15 protein-coding genes are annotated in these 14,625 nt (G+C 70.9%); 9 read left to right on the forward strand and 6 right to left on the reverse strand.

What is annotated here, in order from left to right:
- Positions 1 to 25 precede the first annotated feature (25 nt).
- Complete coding sequence (locus ABT288_RS05445) at positions 26 to 1,297, forward strand: sensor histidine kinase (RefSeq protein ID WP_351603012.1); 1,272 nt, start codon at positions 26 to 28, stop codon at positions 1,295 to 1,297.
- Between the two features lie 6 nt (positions 1,298 to 1,303).
- Here the strand turns inward: ABT288_RS05445 and ABT288_RS05450 are convergent, their stop codons facing one another.
- Positions 1,304 to 1,810, reverse strand: a complete 507-nt coding sequence (locus tag ABT288_RS05450) for a GtrA family protein (protein ID WP_351603014.1) — start codon at positions 1,808 to 1,810, stop codon at positions 1,304 to 1,306.
- Between the two features lie 182 nt (positions 1,811 to 1,992).
- Here ABT288_RS05450 and ABT288_RS05455 point away from each other — a divergent pair, with 182 nt between their 5' ends.
- The 4 genes from ABT288_RS05455 (at position 1,993) to ABT288_RS05470 (ending at position 6,219) form a co-directional block, all read left to right on the forward strand.
- Entirely contained in the window at positions 1,993 to 3,156 is a 1,164-nt protein-coding gene (locus ABT288_RS05455; RefSeq protein WP_351603016.1) for a 5-(carboxyamino)imidazole ribonucleotide synthase, read from the forward strand.
- Positions 3,153 to 3,674 carry a 5-(carboxyamino)imidazole ribonucleotide mutase gene (purE, locus tag ABT288_RS05460; protein WP_351603018.1) on the forward strand — a complete coding sequence of 174 codons (522 nt, stop codon included), beginning with the start codon at positions 3,153 to 3,155 and terminating at the stop codon, positions 3,672 to 3,674. The genes ABT288_RS05455 and purE overlap by 4 nt, the downstream gene beginning before the upstream one ends.
- A 6-nt stretch (positions 3,675 to 3,680) precedes the next feature.
- On the forward strand, positions 3,681 to 4,859 hold the full coding sequence (locus ABT288_RS05465) for a dipeptidase (protein ID WP_351603020.1): 1,179 nt from the start codon (positions 3,681 to 3,683) through the stop codon (positions 4,857 to 4,859).
- Positions 4,860 to 5,124: 265 nt separating this feature from the next.
- Positions 5,125 to 6,219, forward strand: coding sequence for a dipeptidase (locus tag ABT288_RS05470; protein WP_351603022.1), 1,095 nt, complete (start codon positions 5,125 to 5,127; stop codon positions 6,217 to 6,219).
- Between the two features lie 2 nt (positions 6,220 to 6,221).
- On the opposite strand, the gene ABT288_RS05475 is transcribed toward ABT288_RS05470, so the two are convergent.
- Together ABT288_RS05475 and ABT288_RS05480 are read right to left on the reverse strand one after the other, a co-directional pair.
- Positions 6,222 to 6,614, reverse strand: coding sequence for a VOC family protein (locus ABT288_RS05475; protein WP_351603024.1), 393 nt, complete (start codon positions 6,612 to 6,614; stop codon positions 6,222 to 6,224).
- Positions 6,615 to 6,634: 20 nt separating this feature from the next.
- Positions 6,635 to 7,009: a VOC family protein gene (locus ABT288_RS05480; RefSeq protein WP_351603026.1), complete on the reverse strand. Its 375-nt coding sequence runs from the start codon at positions 7,007 to 7,009 to the stop codon at positions 6,635 to 6,637.
- Between the two features lie 95 nt (positions 7,010 to 7,104).
- Here ABT288_RS05480 and ABT288_RS05485 point away from each other — a divergent pair, with 95 nt between their 5' ends.
- Positions 7,105 to 7,611 carry a CGNR zinc finger domain-containing protein gene (locus tag ABT288_RS05485; protein ID WP_351603028.1) on the forward strand — a complete coding sequence of 169 codons (507 nt, stop codon included), beginning with the start codon at positions 7,105 to 7,107 and terminating at the stop codon, positions 7,609 to 7,611.
- 105 nt (positions 7,612 to 7,716) lie between these two features.
- Here the strand turns inward: ABT288_RS05485 and ABT288_RS05490 are convergent, their stop codons facing one another.
- Positions 7,717 to 9,060 carry a UDP-glucose dehydrogenase family protein gene (locus ABT288_RS05490; RefSeq protein WP_351603030.1) on the reverse strand — a complete coding sequence of 448 codons (1,344 nt, stop codon included), beginning with the start codon at positions 9,058 to 9,060 and terminating at the stop codon, positions 7,717 to 7,719.
- Between the two features lie 181 nt (positions 9,061 to 9,241).
- On the opposite strand from ABT288_RS05490, the gene ABT288_RS05495 reads away from it, so the two are divergent.
- Positions 9,242 to 10,399 carry an acyl-CoA dehydrogenase family protein gene (locus ABT288_RS05495; protein ID WP_351603032.1) on the forward strand — a complete coding sequence of 386 codons (1,158 nt, stop codon included), beginning with the start codon at positions 9,242 to 9,244 and terminating at the stop codon, positions 10,397 to 10,399.
- A gap of 165 nt (positions 10,400 to 10,564) precedes the next feature.
- Positions 10,565 to 10,927, forward strand: coding sequence for a four-helix bundle copper-binding protein (locus ABT288_RS05500; protein WP_351603034.1), 363 nt, complete (start codon positions 10,565 to 10,567; stop codon positions 10,925 to 10,927).
- A gap of 88 nt (positions 10,928 to 11,015) precedes the next feature.
- Here ABT288_RS05500 and ABT288_RS05505 read toward each other — a convergent pair whose 3' ends face one another.
- Positions 11,016 to 12,338 carry an LCP family protein gene (locus ABT288_RS05505; protein WP_351603036.1) on the reverse strand — a complete coding sequence of 441 codons (1,323 nt, stop codon included), beginning with the start codon at positions 12,336 to 12,338 and terminating at the stop codon, positions 11,016 to 11,018.
- A 119-nt stretch (positions 12,339 to 12,457) separates the two neighbouring features.
- On the opposite strand from ABT288_RS05505, the gene ABT288_RS05510 reads away from it, so the two are divergent.
- On the forward strand, positions 12,458 to 13,006 hold the full coding sequence (locus tag ABT288_RS05510) for an acyl-CoA thioesterase (RefSeq protein WP_351603038.1): 549 nt from the start codon (positions 12,458 to 12,460) through the stop codon (positions 13,004 to 13,006).
- A gap of 16 nt (positions 13,007 to 13,022) precedes the next feature.
- Here ABT288_RS05510 and ABT288_RS05515 read toward each other — a convergent pair whose 3' ends face one another.
- Positions 13,023 to 14,531, reverse strand: a complete 1,509-nt coding sequence (locus tag ABT288_RS05515) for an LCP family protein (protein WP_450859950.1) — start codon at positions 14,529 to 14,531, stop codon at positions 13,023 to 13,025.
- Between the last annotated feature and the right edge of the window lie 94 nt (positions 14,532 to 14,625).

Here is a 14,625-nt window from a genome sequence, read left to right on the forward strand (position 1 = left end):
CAGCGATCACCTCAGGTAACAGAACATGCGCCGACGTCTCATCCAGTCCACCCTCGCCGTCGTCCTCGTGGTGATCGCCGTCTTCGGTATCTCCCTGGTGATCGTCGAGACCAGGACGATCAGCAACAGCGCCCAGGAACGGGTGGACTCCGAGGCGGTGCGGCTGGCCAGCATCGTGGACAGCCGGATCCTCGCCGCGGAGAACGTCAACGCGGACGTGCTGCGCAATCCGGTCGCCAAGGACCAGTACGCGGTCATCCGCATGCCCGGCCGGCAGCCGATAGAGATCGGGACCCGGCCGCAGGGCGATGCCATCCACGCCACCCAGCAGGGCGAGGAGGGCGAGACCGTCACCGTGCAGGAGCCGCGCTCCGCGGTCACCCGCGAGGTCGGCCGGACCCTGCTGATCATCGGCCTGGTGGCGCTGCTCGCGGTGGTCGCGGCCGTACTGCTCGCCGTACGCCAGGCCAACCGGCTCGCCTCCCCGCTCACCGACCTCGCGGAGACCGCCGAGCGCCTCGGCTCCGGCGACCCGCGCCCCCGGCACAAGCGGTACGGCGTCCCCGAGCTGGACCGGGTCGCCGATGTGCTGGACTCCTCCGCCGAGCGGATCGGCCGCATGCTGACCGCCGAGCGGCGCCTGGCCGCCGACGCCTCCCACCAGCTGCGCACCCCGCTGACCGCGCTGTCCATGCGCCTCGAGGAGATCACCCTCACCGACGACCCGGACATCGTGAAGGAAGAGGCGAACGTCGCGCTCACCCAGGTCGAGCGGCTCACCGACGTGGTCGAGCGGCTGCTGACGAACTCCCGCGACCCGCGCACCGGCTCCGCCGTCACCTTCGACCTGGACGAGGTCATCCAGCAGCAACTCGCCGAGTGGCGGCCCGCCTACCGCAGCGCCGGCCGGGCCATCGTCAGCTCCGGCAAGCGGCATCTGCAGGCCGTCGGCACGCCGGGGGCGGTCGCCCAGGTGCTCGCGGCGCTGATCGAGAACTCCCTCATGCACGGCGGCGGCACCGTCGCGCTGCGCACCCGGGTCACCGGCAACCAGGCCGTGGTCGAGGTCACCGACGAGGGCCCCGGTGTTCCCGCCGACCTCGGCGCGCGGATCTTCGAGCGCACGATCAGCGGCCGGAACTCCACCGGGATCGGACTGGCCGTCGCCCGCGACCTCGCGGAGGCCGACGGCGGCCGGCTGGAACTGCTCCAGGCCCAGCCGCCGGTGTTCGGCCTGTTCCTCTCACGTACACCGCCGGCCCGCAAGCCGGAGGAGGACCGGCCGACGGTGCGCTGAACCGGTTTACGGAACGCGCTGGGACTTCGGCTCGGGCTCGGAGTGGGGCCTCTTCGACTCGGCCACCAGGATCGACTCCGCCTCCTGCGTCGGCTGCACGCGGAACACCCAGGTGCGGTACGACCAGAAGCGGAAGAGGGTCGCGACGCCGATGCCGACGAACTTGAAGACGTTGCTCTGCAGCGGACTGTCCCAGCCGAAGCCGTAGGTCGCCGCGTACAGCACGCCGTTCTCGATCACCAGGCCGATCGCGCTGAAGAAGAGGAAGAGCGTGAGCTCCTTGGTACGGCCGCCCCTGTCGCGGTCCCGGTACGTCCAGTAACGGAACCCGACGTAGTTGAACGCGATGGCGACCACCGTCGCGATGATGCTGGCGCGCACCACCGGAAGGCCGGAGACGTGGCGGACCAGGTTGAACACGCCGAGGTTGACGAAGATGCCCGCAACGCCGACGGTGCCGAACTTGGCCACCTCGCGTACAAGCCGTTGCAGCCCCGAGGAACGAGGTTCCATGGCTGTGCAGCTCCCGTCGGTAGGTTTCGTCAGCCCAGCCATGCTAACCGGGTGAATCCACCGCCGCCTGTGCACAAGCCCAAGTCCAGGAAACAGATCGGAAAGAGGGTGGAAAGCGACCGGTAAGAGATCGTGTGAGGGACGCGATCCGGTCGCCCCGGCGTGGCCGATACGCTAGGGGTGTGACGTTCCCGGTAGTCGGCATGGTCGGCGGGGGGCAGCTCGCGCGTATGACGCACGAGGCGGGCATCCCGTTGGGCATCAGGTTCAAGCTTCTCAGTGACACCCCTCAGGACTCGGCGGCGCAGGTCGTGAGCGATGTCGTCATCGGCGACTATCGCGATCTCGACACGCTGCGTGAGTTCGCGCGCGGTTGCGATGTGATCACCTTCGATCACGAACATGTACCCACCGAGCACCTCAGGGCCCTGGAGGCGGACGGTATCCCCGTGCGTCCGGGGCCCGACGCGCTGGTGCACGCCCAGGACAAGGGCGTGATGCGCGCGAAGCTCGACTTGATCGGCATCCCGTGCCCGCGGCACCGGATCGTCGCCGACCCGGAGGACGTGGTCCGGTTCGCGGCTGAGCTGGGCGGGTGGGAGGGAGCCGGCGCAGGCGGCTTCCCGGTCGTCCTCAAGACCGTGCGCGGTGGCTACGACGGCAAGGGCGTGTGGGTCGTGGAGACCGCCGAGGAGGCCACCGAGCCGTTCCGGGCCGGCGTCCCGGTCCTCGCCGAGGAGAAGGTCGACTACGTCCGCGAGCTCGCCGCCAACGTCGTGCGCTCCCCGCACGGCCAGGCCGTCGCCTACCCGGTGGTGGAGTCCCGGCAGGTGAACGGCGTCTGCGACACGGTCATAGCCCCCGCGCCCGGCCTGGACGAGTCCCTCGCCCTCCAGGCCGAGCAAATGGCCCTGACCATCGCCAAGGAACTCGATGTCGTCGGGCACCTCGCGGTCGAGCTGTTCCAGACCCGCGACGGCCGCATCCTGGTCAACGAGCTGGCCATGCGCCCGCACAACTCCGGCCACTGGACCCAGGACGGCGCGATCACCTCGCAGTTCGCCAACCACGTCCGCGCGGTCCTCGACCTCCCGCTCGGCGACCCGCGCCCGCGCGCCCCGTGGACCGTGATGGTCAACGTCCTGGGCGGCGACTACCCGGACATGTACTCCGCGTACTTGCACTGCATGGCCCGCGACCCCAAGCTCAAGATCCACATGTACGGCAAGGACGTGAAGCCCGGCCGCAAGGTCGGACACGTCAACACCTACGGCGACGACCTGGACGACGTGCTGGAGCGCGCCCGTCACGCTGCCGGCTACTTGAGAGGCACGATCACCGAATGAGCCCCGTTGTTGGCATCGTCATGGGGTCGGACTCCGACTGGCCCGTCATGGAGGCCGCCGCCAAGGCCCTGGACGAGTTCGAGATCGGCTACGAGGTCGACGTCGTCTCCGCGCACCGCATGCCCCGCGAGATGATCACCTACGGCGAGCAGGCCGCCGACCGCGGACTGAAGGTGATCATCGCCGGTGCGGGCGGTGCCGCCCACCTGCCGGGCATGCTCGCCTCCGTCACCCCGCTGCCGGTCATCGGCGTGCCGGTGCCGCTGAAGTACCTCGACGGCATGGACTCCCTGCTGTCCATCGTGCAGATGCCGGCCGGTGTCCCGGTCGCCACCGTCTCCGTCGCCGGTGCCCGCAACGCCGGTCTCCTCGCGGCCCGCATCCTCGCCGCCCACGACGAGGACCTGCTGCACAAGATGCGCGACTTCCAGCACGACCTCAACGACCAGGCCACCGAGAAGGGCAAGCGGCTGCGTTCCAAGGTCGAGGGGTCGAGCGGCTTCGGCTTCGGGAAGTAACAGGCAATGACCTCAACCGACGAAGCACGGTCCCTGCTGCGCGAGTTCCCGGTCGTCGACGGCCACAACGACCTGCCGTGGGCGCTGCGCGAACAGGTCCGCTACGACCTCGCCGCCCGCGACATCGCCGTACGGCAGGACGCCCACCTGCACACCGACATCCCGCGGCTGCGCGCGGGCGGGGTGGGGGCGCAGTACTGGTCGGTGTTCGTGCGCTCGGACCTGCCCGGGGCGGTGCCGGCGACCCTCGAGCAGATCGACTGCGTACGGCAGCTCATCGCCCGGCACCCCGCCGACCTGCGGGCCGCGCTGACCGCCGCCGACATGGAGGCGGCGCGCGCCGAGGGCCGTATCGCCTCCCTCATGGGCGCGGAGGGCGGGCACTCGATCGACAACTCCCTCGGCACCCTGCGCGGTCTGTACGAGCTGGGCGTGCGCTACATGACGCTCACCCACAACGACAACAACGACTGGGCGGACTCGGCGACCGACGAGCCGAAGGTCGGCGGCCTTTCGGCCTTCGGCCGCGAGGTGGTCCGCGAGATGAACCGCCTCGGCATGCTGGTCGACCTCTCCCACGTGGCCCCCACGACCATGCGGGCCGCGCTGGACACCACGTCCGCGCCGGTGATCTTCTCGCACTCCTCCGCGCGGGCCGTGTGCGACCACCCGCGCAACATCCCCGACGACGTCCTGGAGCGGCTGCCCGCCAACGGCGGCATGGCGATGGTGACGTTCGTGCCGAAGTTCGTGCTCCAGGCGGCCGTCGACTGGACGGCGGCGGCCGACGAGAACATGCGCGCCCACGGCCTGCACCACCTCGACACCAGCCCCGAGGCGATGAAGATCCACGCGGCCTTCGAGGAGCGCACCCCGCGCCCGGTCGCCACGGTGTCCACGGTCGCGGACCACCTGGACCACATGCGCGAGGTCGCCGGCGTCGACCACCTGGGCATCGGCGGCGACTACGACGGCACCGCCTTCACCCCGGACGGCCTCAGCGACGTCTCCGGCTACCCGAACCTGCTCGCCGAGCTGCTCGACCGGGGCTGGTCCAGGTCCGACCTGGCCAAGCTGACCTGGCAGAACGCGGTACGGGTGCTGGGCGCGGCGGAGGACGTGGCCCGCGATCTCCAGGCCACCCGTGCCCCGTCGCACGCCACCATCGAGTCGCTGGACGGCTGAGCAGCCTCTCTCGTGGTACCGGAAGGCCGTACCGAAGCAGTCCGGTTCTCCGGTACCACCGGAAGGGATGGGCGGCACACGACCACGAGCCTCGCAGGCCCCGGCGGGTGACGAGCCAGGAGCGTGCGGGACGCCTGACCGGCCGTACCCCCGAACGCCCCACTCACCAGGAAGCCGTCCTTCCCGCCGTGCGACCGTGGCGATACGACCCAGCACGACGTAGCTCACGACCGGCGTAAGCAACGACGACGTACGGAGCCCCGCCATGGCCGACCTCCAGGACGACATCCCGGGCACGACCGAGGTCGGCGAGGACGAGGCCCTGCCGGACGACCCCTTCCCCTCCGAGTCCGCGTCCCTGCGGCGCGCCCACGCCCTGCTCGCCGCCCACCCGGTCGCCGACGGCTACAGCGGACTGCCGTGGGCCCTGCGCCATCTGCCCTGGTACGACCTGGAGCTGGGCGAGGCGGCCATCGACACCGACATACCCCGGTTGCGTGCGGGCCACGTGGGCGTGCTGTTCTGGTCGCTGCACCTGCCCGAGGGCCCCGGCGGCGACCGTGCGACGGCCGCGACCCTGGAACAGCTGGACCAGGCGAGCTCGGTGATCGAGGCCCATCCGGAAGGGCTGCGCCTGGCGCGCACCGCCGGGCAGATCATCGACGCACGCAACTGCGGCCGGGTCGCCGTGGTGCTGGGCCCCGCGCACGCCACCGCGCTCGACGACTCCCTCGGCATCCTGCGCGTCCTGCACGCCCTCGGCCTGCGCGTGCTCACGCTCGCGGGCACGGCCTGGGCGGGGGAGCCGGGGCTGACCCGGTTCGGCGAGGAGGTGGTGCGCGAGATGAACCGGCTCGGTGTGCTCGCCGATGTCTCCGGCGCCTCCCGGGCCACCACCGAACGTGCCCTCGCGCTGTCCAGGACCCCGGTGCTGTGCACCCGCTCCGCCGCCCGCGCCCTGCGCCCGCACCCGGCCAACCTGCCCGACGAGCTGCTCACCTCGCTGGGCGCGGCGAAGGGCCTGTGCATGGTGCCGCTGACCGCCGAGCAGACCGGGCCGACGGTCCGTGACGTCGCCGACCACCTCGACCACGTCCGCGACGTGGCCGGCCCGGACTGCGTGGCCCTGTCCGGCACCTACGACTCCGGCGCCGCCCACCCCCGCGACCTCGCCGACGCCTCCCGCTACCCCCACCTGATCGCCGAGCTGCTCCAACGCGGCTGGTCCGAGCCCGAGTTGGCCCTGCTGACCTGGGGCAACGTCCAACGGGTGCTGCGCGGCGCGGACTTCGCCGCGAAGGCCGCGCAGCACCGCCGGGAGGCGTCGACCGCGAAGATCGGGGAACTGGACGCGCCCTAGCGTCACTCGTGGTCGATCCGGCACAGGCAGAACGGATGCCCGGCCGGGTCGGCGTACACCTGGAAGTCCTTCTTCTCCCGGTCCTCCAGGTCCAGCGGCCGGGCGCCCAGCGCCAGTACCCGCTCATGGGCCACGTCGATCTCCGCCCAGGTCCGGCCCGCGTCGAAGTCGAGGTGGAACTGCTGGCCGTTGCGGTCCGCGCGGGGCCACTCCGGCGGCGTGTACCCCTCGGCCCGCTGGAAGGCCAGCCGGGGCCCGTCGGGCACCCGCAGGACGACCCAGTCGTCGTCCTCGGCGTCCGGGGTGCCCCCGGCCACGGCCGCGTAGAAGGCGGCCGGCGCGTGCGGATCGGGACAGTCGAGCACGACGGAACGGAAACGGGCGACGGACGCCATGGTGTCCTCCTCCGGACGGCTCAGCAGGCGCACAGACAGAACGGGTGCCCAGCCGGGTCGGCGTACACACGGAAGGTCCGCTCGCGGTCCTCCGCGTCCAGCGGCTTGGCGCCCAGCTCCAGCACCCCCCTCTCCGCCGCGTCGAGGTCCTCCACCACCAGGTCCAGATGGAAGTGCTGCGAGGCGTCCGGCGAGGGCCACTGCGGCGGCACGTACCCGGGCGCCCGCTGGAAGGCCAGCGCCGTCCCGCCGGGCACCTTCAGGTCGACCCACCCGTCGTCTTCGGGGTCTCCCTGCACCTCCACCGTGCCGCCCAGCACCTCGGCGTAGAAGCCGGCCAGCGCACGGGGGTCGGGACAGTCCAGCACCACGACACCGAGCTTGGCGAGAGCCATGACTACCTCCTTGTGACACGGACCGAGTTACCCATAGAGGCGGGCAACCGGTAACGGTTACTGCATGCTCCCGCATTGGAGGTAACGTCGCAACCATGAATGAGAGATCGGCCGCCCCCGGAGCCCTGGCGCTGGTCGAGTCCCTGGTCAACACGCTGGACCTCGAGACCGGCGCCGACACGCTGGACACCGAGGAGGGCCGGAGACGCTTCGGGATCGCCGAGGACGGGCTGGAGGAGGCACGGGAGCTGCGGGAGTCGCTGCGGGCCGTGCTGCTCGCGCACGCCGGGCACCGGCCGCACCGCGAGGTGACCCCGCTCGGCACGCTGCTGTCCCGCGCACCGCTGTACGTCGCCGTCGACGAACGGGACGGCTCCGCGGCCCTCGCCCCCGCCCCGGACGCCCCGCTGCTCTCCCGGGTCGCCGCCGCCGTCGCCGAGGGGCTGGCGGAGGGCACCTGGATGCGGCTGAAGGCCTGCGAGGCCGGGACCTGCCACTGGGCGTACTACGACCGCAGCCCGGCCGGCCGCGGCCGCTGGTGCTCGATGCAGGTGTGCGGGGCGCGGGCGAAGATGCGCCGGTACCGGGCCAAAGAGGGGTAGGACACAGGGAGTTCACCGGCCACGTATGTGTCCGGTGGTGCAGAATGCGGGAAGACGCCGGTTCGGCCGACTGAGCCTCGGCCGAACCGGCGTCACCGTATGTCCTCAGGCCGTCGGACGGCCCATCGCCCGGTACGTCCAGCCCGCCCGGCGCCACAGCTCCGGGTCGAGCGCGTTGCGGCCGTCCAGGATCAGCCGCGCCGCCGCGACCTCGCCCAGCGCCGCCGGGTCCACCTCGCGGAACTCCCGCCACTCGGTGAGGTGCAGGACGACGTCGGCACCCCGCACGGCCTCCAGCGCGGAGCCGGCGTACCCCAGGGTGGGGAAGACCTTGCGGGCGTTCTCCATGCCCTTCGGGTCGTACACGGTGACCTGGCCGCCCTGGAGGTGGATCTGGCCGGCCACGTTCAGCGCGGGCGAGTCACGCACGTCGTCCGAGTCGGGCTTGAACGTGGCGCCGAGCACCGCGACCCGCTTGCCGAGGAAGGAGCCGCCGCCCAGCGCCTCCCGGGTCATCTCGACCATCTGCCCGCGCCGGCGCATGTTGATCGAGTCGATCTCGCGCAGGAAGGTCAGCGCCTGATCCGCGCCCAGCTCACCGGCCCGGGCCATGAACGCCCGGATGTCCTTGGGCAGACAGCCGCCGCCGAAGCCGATCCCGGCGCGCAGGAACTTCGCCCCGATCCGGTCGTCGTGCCCGATGGCCTCCGCCAGCTTCGCCACGTCACCGCCCGCGGCCTCGCACACCTCCGCCATCGCGTTGATGAACGAGATCTTGGTGGCGAGGAAGGAGTTCGCGGCCGTCTTCACCAGCTCGGCGGTGGGGAAGTCGGTGACGACGAACGGCGTGCCCTCGCCGATCGGGGTCGCGTACACCTCGCGCAGCAGCTTCTCGGCGCGCTCGCTGCGCACACCCGCCACGATCCGGTCCGGGTGCAGGGTGTCCTGCACGGCGAAGCCCTCGCGCAGGAACTCCGGGTTCCAGGCCAGCTCGGCGTCCGCGCCCGCCGGGGCGTGCTCGGCGAGGTGGCCGGCCAGCCGCTCGGCCGAGCCCACCGGCACGGTCGACTTGCCGACGACCAGCGCCGGGCCGTGCAGATGCGGGGCGAGCGAGGAGACCGCGGAGTCGACGTACGACATGTCGGCCGCGTAGTCCCCGTGCCGCTGCGGGGTGTTCACGCACACGAAGTGGACGTCACCGAAGGCGCCGACCTCGGCCCAGTCGGTGGTGAAGCGGAGCCGTCCGGTGGAGCCCTCGAACCCGGCGACGTGCCGCCGCAGCAGCTCCTCGAGACCCGGCTCGTACATGGGGGTCTCGCCGCGCTCCAGCATGGCGATCTTCTCGGGTACGACATCGAGTCCCAGCACCTCGAAGCCCAGCTCGGCCATGGCCGCGGCGTGCGTGGCGCCGAGATAACCGGTGCCGATCACGGTGATCTTCAGGCTCATGGATGCGCTCCAGCTCGGGTACGTCGGTGATGCGGCCCCTGAGCATAGTCGGGCCCCTCGACGGGCAATCTCCCCGCTGTCGTGTAGCTCACGTAGGCGTGCTGCGGGCGGCCCTCTAAAATTTGAGTTACTTAACGGTAATTAGCGTCAGTATCACTGCGTCTTTGGAGCGTGAGAGACCGTGGCCGGATCGGCTGACTTCGACCTGTACCGCCCGTCCGAGGAGCACGACATGCTCCGCGACGCCGTCCGCTCCCTGGTCGAGGCGAAGATCGCGCCGTACGCCGCGGCGGTGGACGAGGAGGCCCGCTTCCCGCAGGAGGCCCTCGACGCCCTCGTCGCCAATGACCTGCACGCGGTGCACGTCCCCGAGGAGTACGGCGGTGCCGGCGCCGACGCGCTCGCCACGGTCATCGTGATCGAGGAGGTGGCCCGCGCCTGCGTGTCCTCCTCCCTCATCCCCGCCGTGAACAAGCTCGGCTCCCTCCCGGTGATCCTCTCCGGCGGCGAGGAGCTGAAGAAGAAGTACCTGACCCCGCTCGCCAAGGGCGACGCGATGTTCTCGTACTGCCTCTCCGAGCCGGAGGCGGGCTCGGACGCGGCCGGCATGAAGACCAAGGCGGTCCGCGACGGCGACCACTGGATCCTCAACGGCGTGAAGCGCTGGATCACCAACGCCGGCGTGAGCGAGTACTACACGGTCATGGCGGTCACGGACCCCGCCAAGCGCTCGAAGGGCATCTCGGCGTTCGTCGTCGAGAAGTCCGACGAGGGCGTCTCCTTCGGCGCCCCGGAGAAGAAGCTCGGCATCAAGGGCTCCCCGACCCGCGAGGTCTACTTCGACAACGTCCGCATCCCCGCCGACCGCATGATCGGCGAGGAGGGCTCCGGCTTCATGACCGCCATGAAGACCCTGGACCACACCCGCATCACCATCGCCGCGCAGGCGCTCGGTGTCGCGCAGGGCGCCTTCGACTACGCCAAGGGCTATGTCCAGGAGCGCAAGCAGTTCGGCAAGCCGATCGCCGACTTCCAGGGCATCCAGTTCATGCTCGCCGACATGTCGATGAAGATCTCGGCGGCCCGCGCCCTCACCTACCAGGCCGCCGCCGCCTCCGAGCGCGGCGACGCCGACCTCACCTACCTGGGCGCCGCCGCCAAGTGCTTCGCCTCGGACGTGGCGATGGAGGTCACCACGGACGCCGTCCAGCTGCTCGGCGGCTACGGCTACACCCGTGACTACCCGGTGGAGCGCATGATGCGCGACGCCAAGATCACGCAGATATACGAGGGAACGAACCAGGTCCAGCGCATCGTCATGGCCCGCAACCTGCCGTAGCGGCAAGGGGCTTCGGGTCTCATCCAGAAGGCGCCCTCCGGGGCGCCTTTCTGCTGTTCGGCCGCACCTTACGACCGGTCGGTCACATGCGGGCCGGGCACGGCCGACGTAGGACGGAAAGCACACGGGGCCCGCCCCGGGCCCCCGCCTCTCCGAGGAGGAGCCATGACCCAGTCCCAGATGATGCCGGCGCTCACCCAGCAGGTGCAGGACTGCATCGAGGCCTGCATGGACTGCCACGGCATGTGCGAGGAGACCATGAGCTCCTGCATGCAGAAGGGCGGCCAGCAGCAGATGCAGGTCATGCGCGCCCTGATGGACTGCTCCGAGACCACCCGCATGTGCGCCGACATGATGATGCGCCGCTCGCCCATGTCCGCCGAGATGTGCACGCTCTGCGCCAAGGTGTGCGAGATGTGCGCCGAGGCGTGTATGTCCATGCCGGACGACCAGCAGATGATGCGCTGCGCGGAGGCGTGTCGCCGCTGCGCGGAAACCTGTCGGGCGATGGCGGGCGCCGGCATGTGAGCCCTGCCCGGACGGCAGAGCGAGGGCACCCGCAGGGGTGCCCTCGCTCTCGGTACGGCTTCTCCGTACGTGCTGTCCGAAGGGTCGGTCAGTTGCCGGAGACGGTGACCTTCTGGTCGTTGTTCAGCTCGTTCACCAGCGTCTTGACCTTGGCCTTGTCCCAGACGAGGTTGCCGCCGACGGAGCCCGATATCGGCATGTTCATCGACGTGCCGTCACCGCCCTGGACGCCCTTCATCGCCCAGAACATCGAGGCCAGGTCCCACAGGGACATGTCCTTGTCGACGATCAGGGAGTCCAGGCCCGCGCCCATGGTCGGGTAGAACCTGAAGGGGTTGAGGACGGTCGAGGGGGTGGCCACCTGGTGGGCCAGCGCCGACAGGAACTTCTGCTGGTTCTTGGTGCGCTGCAGGTCGGAGGCGGCGAACGCGTGCCGGGTGCGGACGAAGGCGAGGGCCTGCGCGCCGTTCAGCGTCTGGTTGCCGGCCTTGAAGTCGGCGCCCGAGTACGAGTCCTTGAAGCCCTTGTCGATGTTGATGGTGACACCGCCGACCGCGTCCACGATCTTGGCGAAGCCCTGGAAGCCGATCTCCACGTAGTGGTCGATGTGCAGACCGGTGTTGTACTCGATCGTGCGCACCAGCAACGTCGGGCCGTCGAACGCGTACGCCGCGTTCAGCTTGTTCTGCCCCATGGCGGGGCGGATCTTGCCGGACGTGGAGCCCTGGAACGAGGGGATCGTCACGTTCGAGTCGCGCGGCAGCGAGATCAGCGTGTCGCCGTTGTCGCCGACGTGCAGGATCATCATCGAGTCCGTGCGCTTGCCCTGGGCGGAGCCGGTGTGCAGCCTCTTCTCGTCCGCCTTGGACATGCCCTCACGGCTGTCCGAGCCGACGATCAGGTAGTTCGTGCCGGAGCCGGTGGCCGGCCGGTCGATGACCTTGGACAGGTCGACCTCGCGGCGCAGCTTGGAGTCGGCCCAGAAGTAGGTCGCGACGGACGCGACGACCAGCACGGTCACGAGCGTGAGCGCGGTCCACTTCAGCCGGCGCCGCCAGTTCGGGCGCGGCCGGTACTGGTCGAGCTCGGGGTCCGGGTCGTTGTCGTTGGGCACGAAGCCGCCGCCGCGCTGCCCGCCGCCGTACACCTGCCCGGTGTTGTAGCCGCTGTCGTAACCGGAGCCGTCGTCGTATCCCTGGCCGTCGACGTACGACGGCTGCTGGGGGACTCCGGCCCCGTACGGCGGCGCCGCCGGGCCGGGGTCGCCGTAGGAGCGCTGCCCGGGCGGTACCGCCGGGCCGCGCCGCACCTGCCGCATCACGCGGGCGCCCTCCGGCTGTGCGCCGGCACTGCCGCGTCCGTAGCGCGGGCCGCCGTTGTCGTCGGACCATCCCTCGGGCCAGTCATTCATGCGCCCCAGTGTGCAGGGCGCCGGTGTGAGGGTTACAAGAGCTGTCGGAAAATAAGGGCGGCCCTGTTGCGAAGCTGACACAAAATCCGGCGAATGTCGTTCGGCATAAGGTGGAGGGCATGACAGACCAGGTCACGGACGCGGAACCGGACATCCCCGGCAAGCCGACCTCCGCCTCGCGCACCACCCTCAGCCACATCATGACCCACAACGACACCAACCTGCTGGGGACGGTGCACGGCGGCGTGATCATGAAGCTGGTCGACGACGCGGCGGGCGCCGTGGCGGGCCGGCACTCCGGCGGTCCCGCCGTGACCGCGTCGATGGACGAGATGGCCTTTCTGGAGCCGGTCCGCGTCGGTGATCTGGTCCATGTGAAGGCGCAGGTGAACTGGACCGGCCGGACCTCCATGGAGGTCGGTGTGCGGGTCCTCGCCGAGCGCTGGAACGAGTCGGCCCCGCCCACCCAGGTCGGCTCCGCCTACCTGGTCTTCGCGGCCGTCGACGCGGACGGCAAGCCGCGCCGGGTGCCGCCGGTGGTCCCGGAGACCGACCGCGACCGCCGCCGCTACCAGGAGGCCCAGATCCGCCGCACCCACCGCCTGGCCCGCCGCCGGGCCATTCGCGAGCTGCGGGAGAAGCGCGCCGCCGAAGGCTTCGAGGACTAGCAGCCGCCGCCGCGCCTCATGAGCCGGCGCCCGGGCACACGACCTCGCTGCCGCGCACAGCCGTCTGCTGCGGCTGGGCGGGGTCCTCGAAGTGCACCTTGTGCACGTCCTTGAAGTCCGCCCCGGCGATCACCCTCAGCAGCGGGCCCTGGCCCGGTACGGCGCGCAGCTGGGCCCCCGGCAGGGCGGCCGCCAGGGCCCGGGCCGAGCGGTCCCAGCGGGGGTCGTAGGAGATCACGGTGTGCGGCACGTGCGCGGCGGCCGTCACCGGCAGGCGCGTCGTGGCGAAGCCGGTCGCCGCGAGCCCCGCGTCGACGCGTTTGCCGAGGCCGATCGTGCCGGTGCCGTTCTCCACCTGGACCCGGATCTGCCGCGGATCCACCTCCACGGGCGCCGAGGGCGCGGGGCCGTGGCCGCGCTGCGGCTGGTCCACGGTGAGCGGCTTGTCGTCGCGCAGGGCCGAGAAGAGCTGCTCCGCCTTGGCCTGGTCCCACTTCACGGTCGAGCCGAGGCCCTTGACGGTGTAGTTCATCTGCACGATGGGCACGGTGGCGAACTCGGAGGAGGACGGGGAGAAGTTCCGCATGGCCCGGCCGAGGTCGAGCAGTTCGTCGGTGCCGAAACCCTCGTCGGCGCGGACCGAGCCGAGCACCGCGCGGGTCACGTCCCTGAACCGCATCGGGTTCAGCAGCACCCCGGAGGAGGTGGCCCGCTCGATCAGCGCGGCGAGGAACCGCTGCTGCCGCTGCATCCGGCCGAAGTCGCTCGCCGAGTCCACGTGCCGGGCCCGCACGTACTGCAGGGCCTGCCCGCCGCTCAGCATGTGCGTGCCGGGGCTGAGGTCGAGGCCGGTGTAGGAGTCCTTCAGCGGGGTCGTCGTGCAGACGTTCACCCCGCCGAGGACGTCCACGGTCCGCATGAAGCTGGTGAAGTCGACCTCCAGATAGTGGTCGATCTTCACATGGGTCATGTTCTCGACCGTGCGGATGGTCAGCTGGGGACCGCCCTCGGCGTAGGCCGCGTTGAGCTTGACCGGGTGCGCTGCGACCTCCTGCCGGGAGGCGGCGTCGGTGTGCGCGGGCACCTCGGCGTAGGAGTCGCGCGGCAGGCTCACCACGGTGGCCCGCTCCCGGTTCTCCGAGACGTGCACGATCATCATGGTGTCGGTGCAGTGGCAGGGCACCCCGCCCAGCCGGTACTCCCGCCGCTCCCGCGCGGTGATCCTGTCGCGGCCGTCGGTGCCGACCAGCAGGATGTTCATGCCCTGGCCCGCGCGCGGCCGGTTCTTCATGTCCTTGAAGGCGTCGATGCGGGCGATCCCCGCGTCCAGGCTGCTCATCACCGCGTGCCCGATCCCGGCGGAGGCGAGCACCACGACGGACAGCGTGCTCACCGCTCGCATGGCCCACCGGGGCCGCCGGGGCGGCCGTACGGACCGCACGGGCCGCTCGGGCGGACGCGGCACACGGCGGGGTGGCTGCGGTCGGCGCTGCGGACGAGCGGGGGACCGGGGCGGGCTTGCCAACGGGGACACCTCCGGACGAGGCCGTACGTGGGATCCGTGAGCACGGTAGGCCGATACGATCTCCAGCCCGGCCCTCCGCCCCGGCGGCGCGCAC

It is taken from the genome of Streptomyces sp. NPDC001093, assembly GCF_040298985.1.
In the GTDB taxonomy this organism is placed as follows: Bacteria; Actinomycetota; Actinomycetes; order Streptomycetales; family Streptomycetaceae; genus Streptomyces.

Excerpts from the sequence above, each read along its gene's own strand:
- ABT288_RS05485 (WP_351603028.1), top strand. The coding sequence starts at position 7,105 with ATGAATGAGAGATCGGCCGCCCCCGGAGCCCTGGCGCTGGTCGAGTCC.
- ABT288_RS05505 (WP_351603036.1), bottom strand. The coding sequence starts at position 12,338 with ATGAATGACTGGCCCGAGGGATGGTCCGACGACAACGGCGGCCCGCGC.
- ABT288_RS05500 (WP_351603034.1), top strand. The coding sequence starts at position 10,565 with ATGACCCAGTCCCAGATGATGCCGGCGCTCACCCAGCAGGTGCAGGAC.
- ABT288_RS05445 (WP_351603012.1), top strand. The coding sequence starts at position 26 with ATGCGCCGACGTCTCATCCAGTCCACCCTCGCCGTCGTCCTCGTGGTG.
- purE (WP_351603018.1), top strand. The coding sequence starts at position 3,153 with ATGAGCCCCGTTGTTGGCATCGTCATGGGGTCGGACTCCGACTGGCCC.
- ABT288_RS05450 (WP_351603014.1), bottom strand. The coding sequence starts at position 1,810 with ATGGAACCTCGTTCCTCGGGGCTGCAACGGCTTGTACGCGAGGTGGCC.
- ABT288_RS05465 (WP_351603020.1), top strand. The coding sequence starts at position 3,681 with ATGACCTCAACCGACGAAGCACGGTCCCTGCTGCGCGAGTTCCCGGTC.
- ABT288_RS05475 (WP_351603024.1), bottom strand. The coding sequence starts at position 6,614 with ATGGCGTCCGTCGCCCGTTTCCGTTCCGTCGTGCTCGACTGTCCCGAT.
- ABT288_RS05510 (WP_351603038.1), top strand. The coding sequence starts at position 12,458 with ATGACAGACCAGGTCACGGACGCGGAACCGGACATCCCCGGCAAGCCG.
- ABT288_RS05480 (WP_351603026.1), bottom strand. The coding sequence starts at position 7,009 with ATGGCTCTCGCCAAGCTCGGTGTCGTGGTGCTGGACTGTCCCGACCCC.
- ABT288_RS05470 (WP_351603022.1), top strand. The coding sequence starts at position 5,125 with ATGGCCGACCTCCAGGACGACATCCCGGGCACGACCGAGGTCGGCGAG.
- ABT288_RS05490 (WP_351603030.1), bottom strand. The coding sequence starts at position 9,060 with ATGAGCCTGAAGATCACCGTGATCGGCACCGGTTATCTCGGCGCCACG.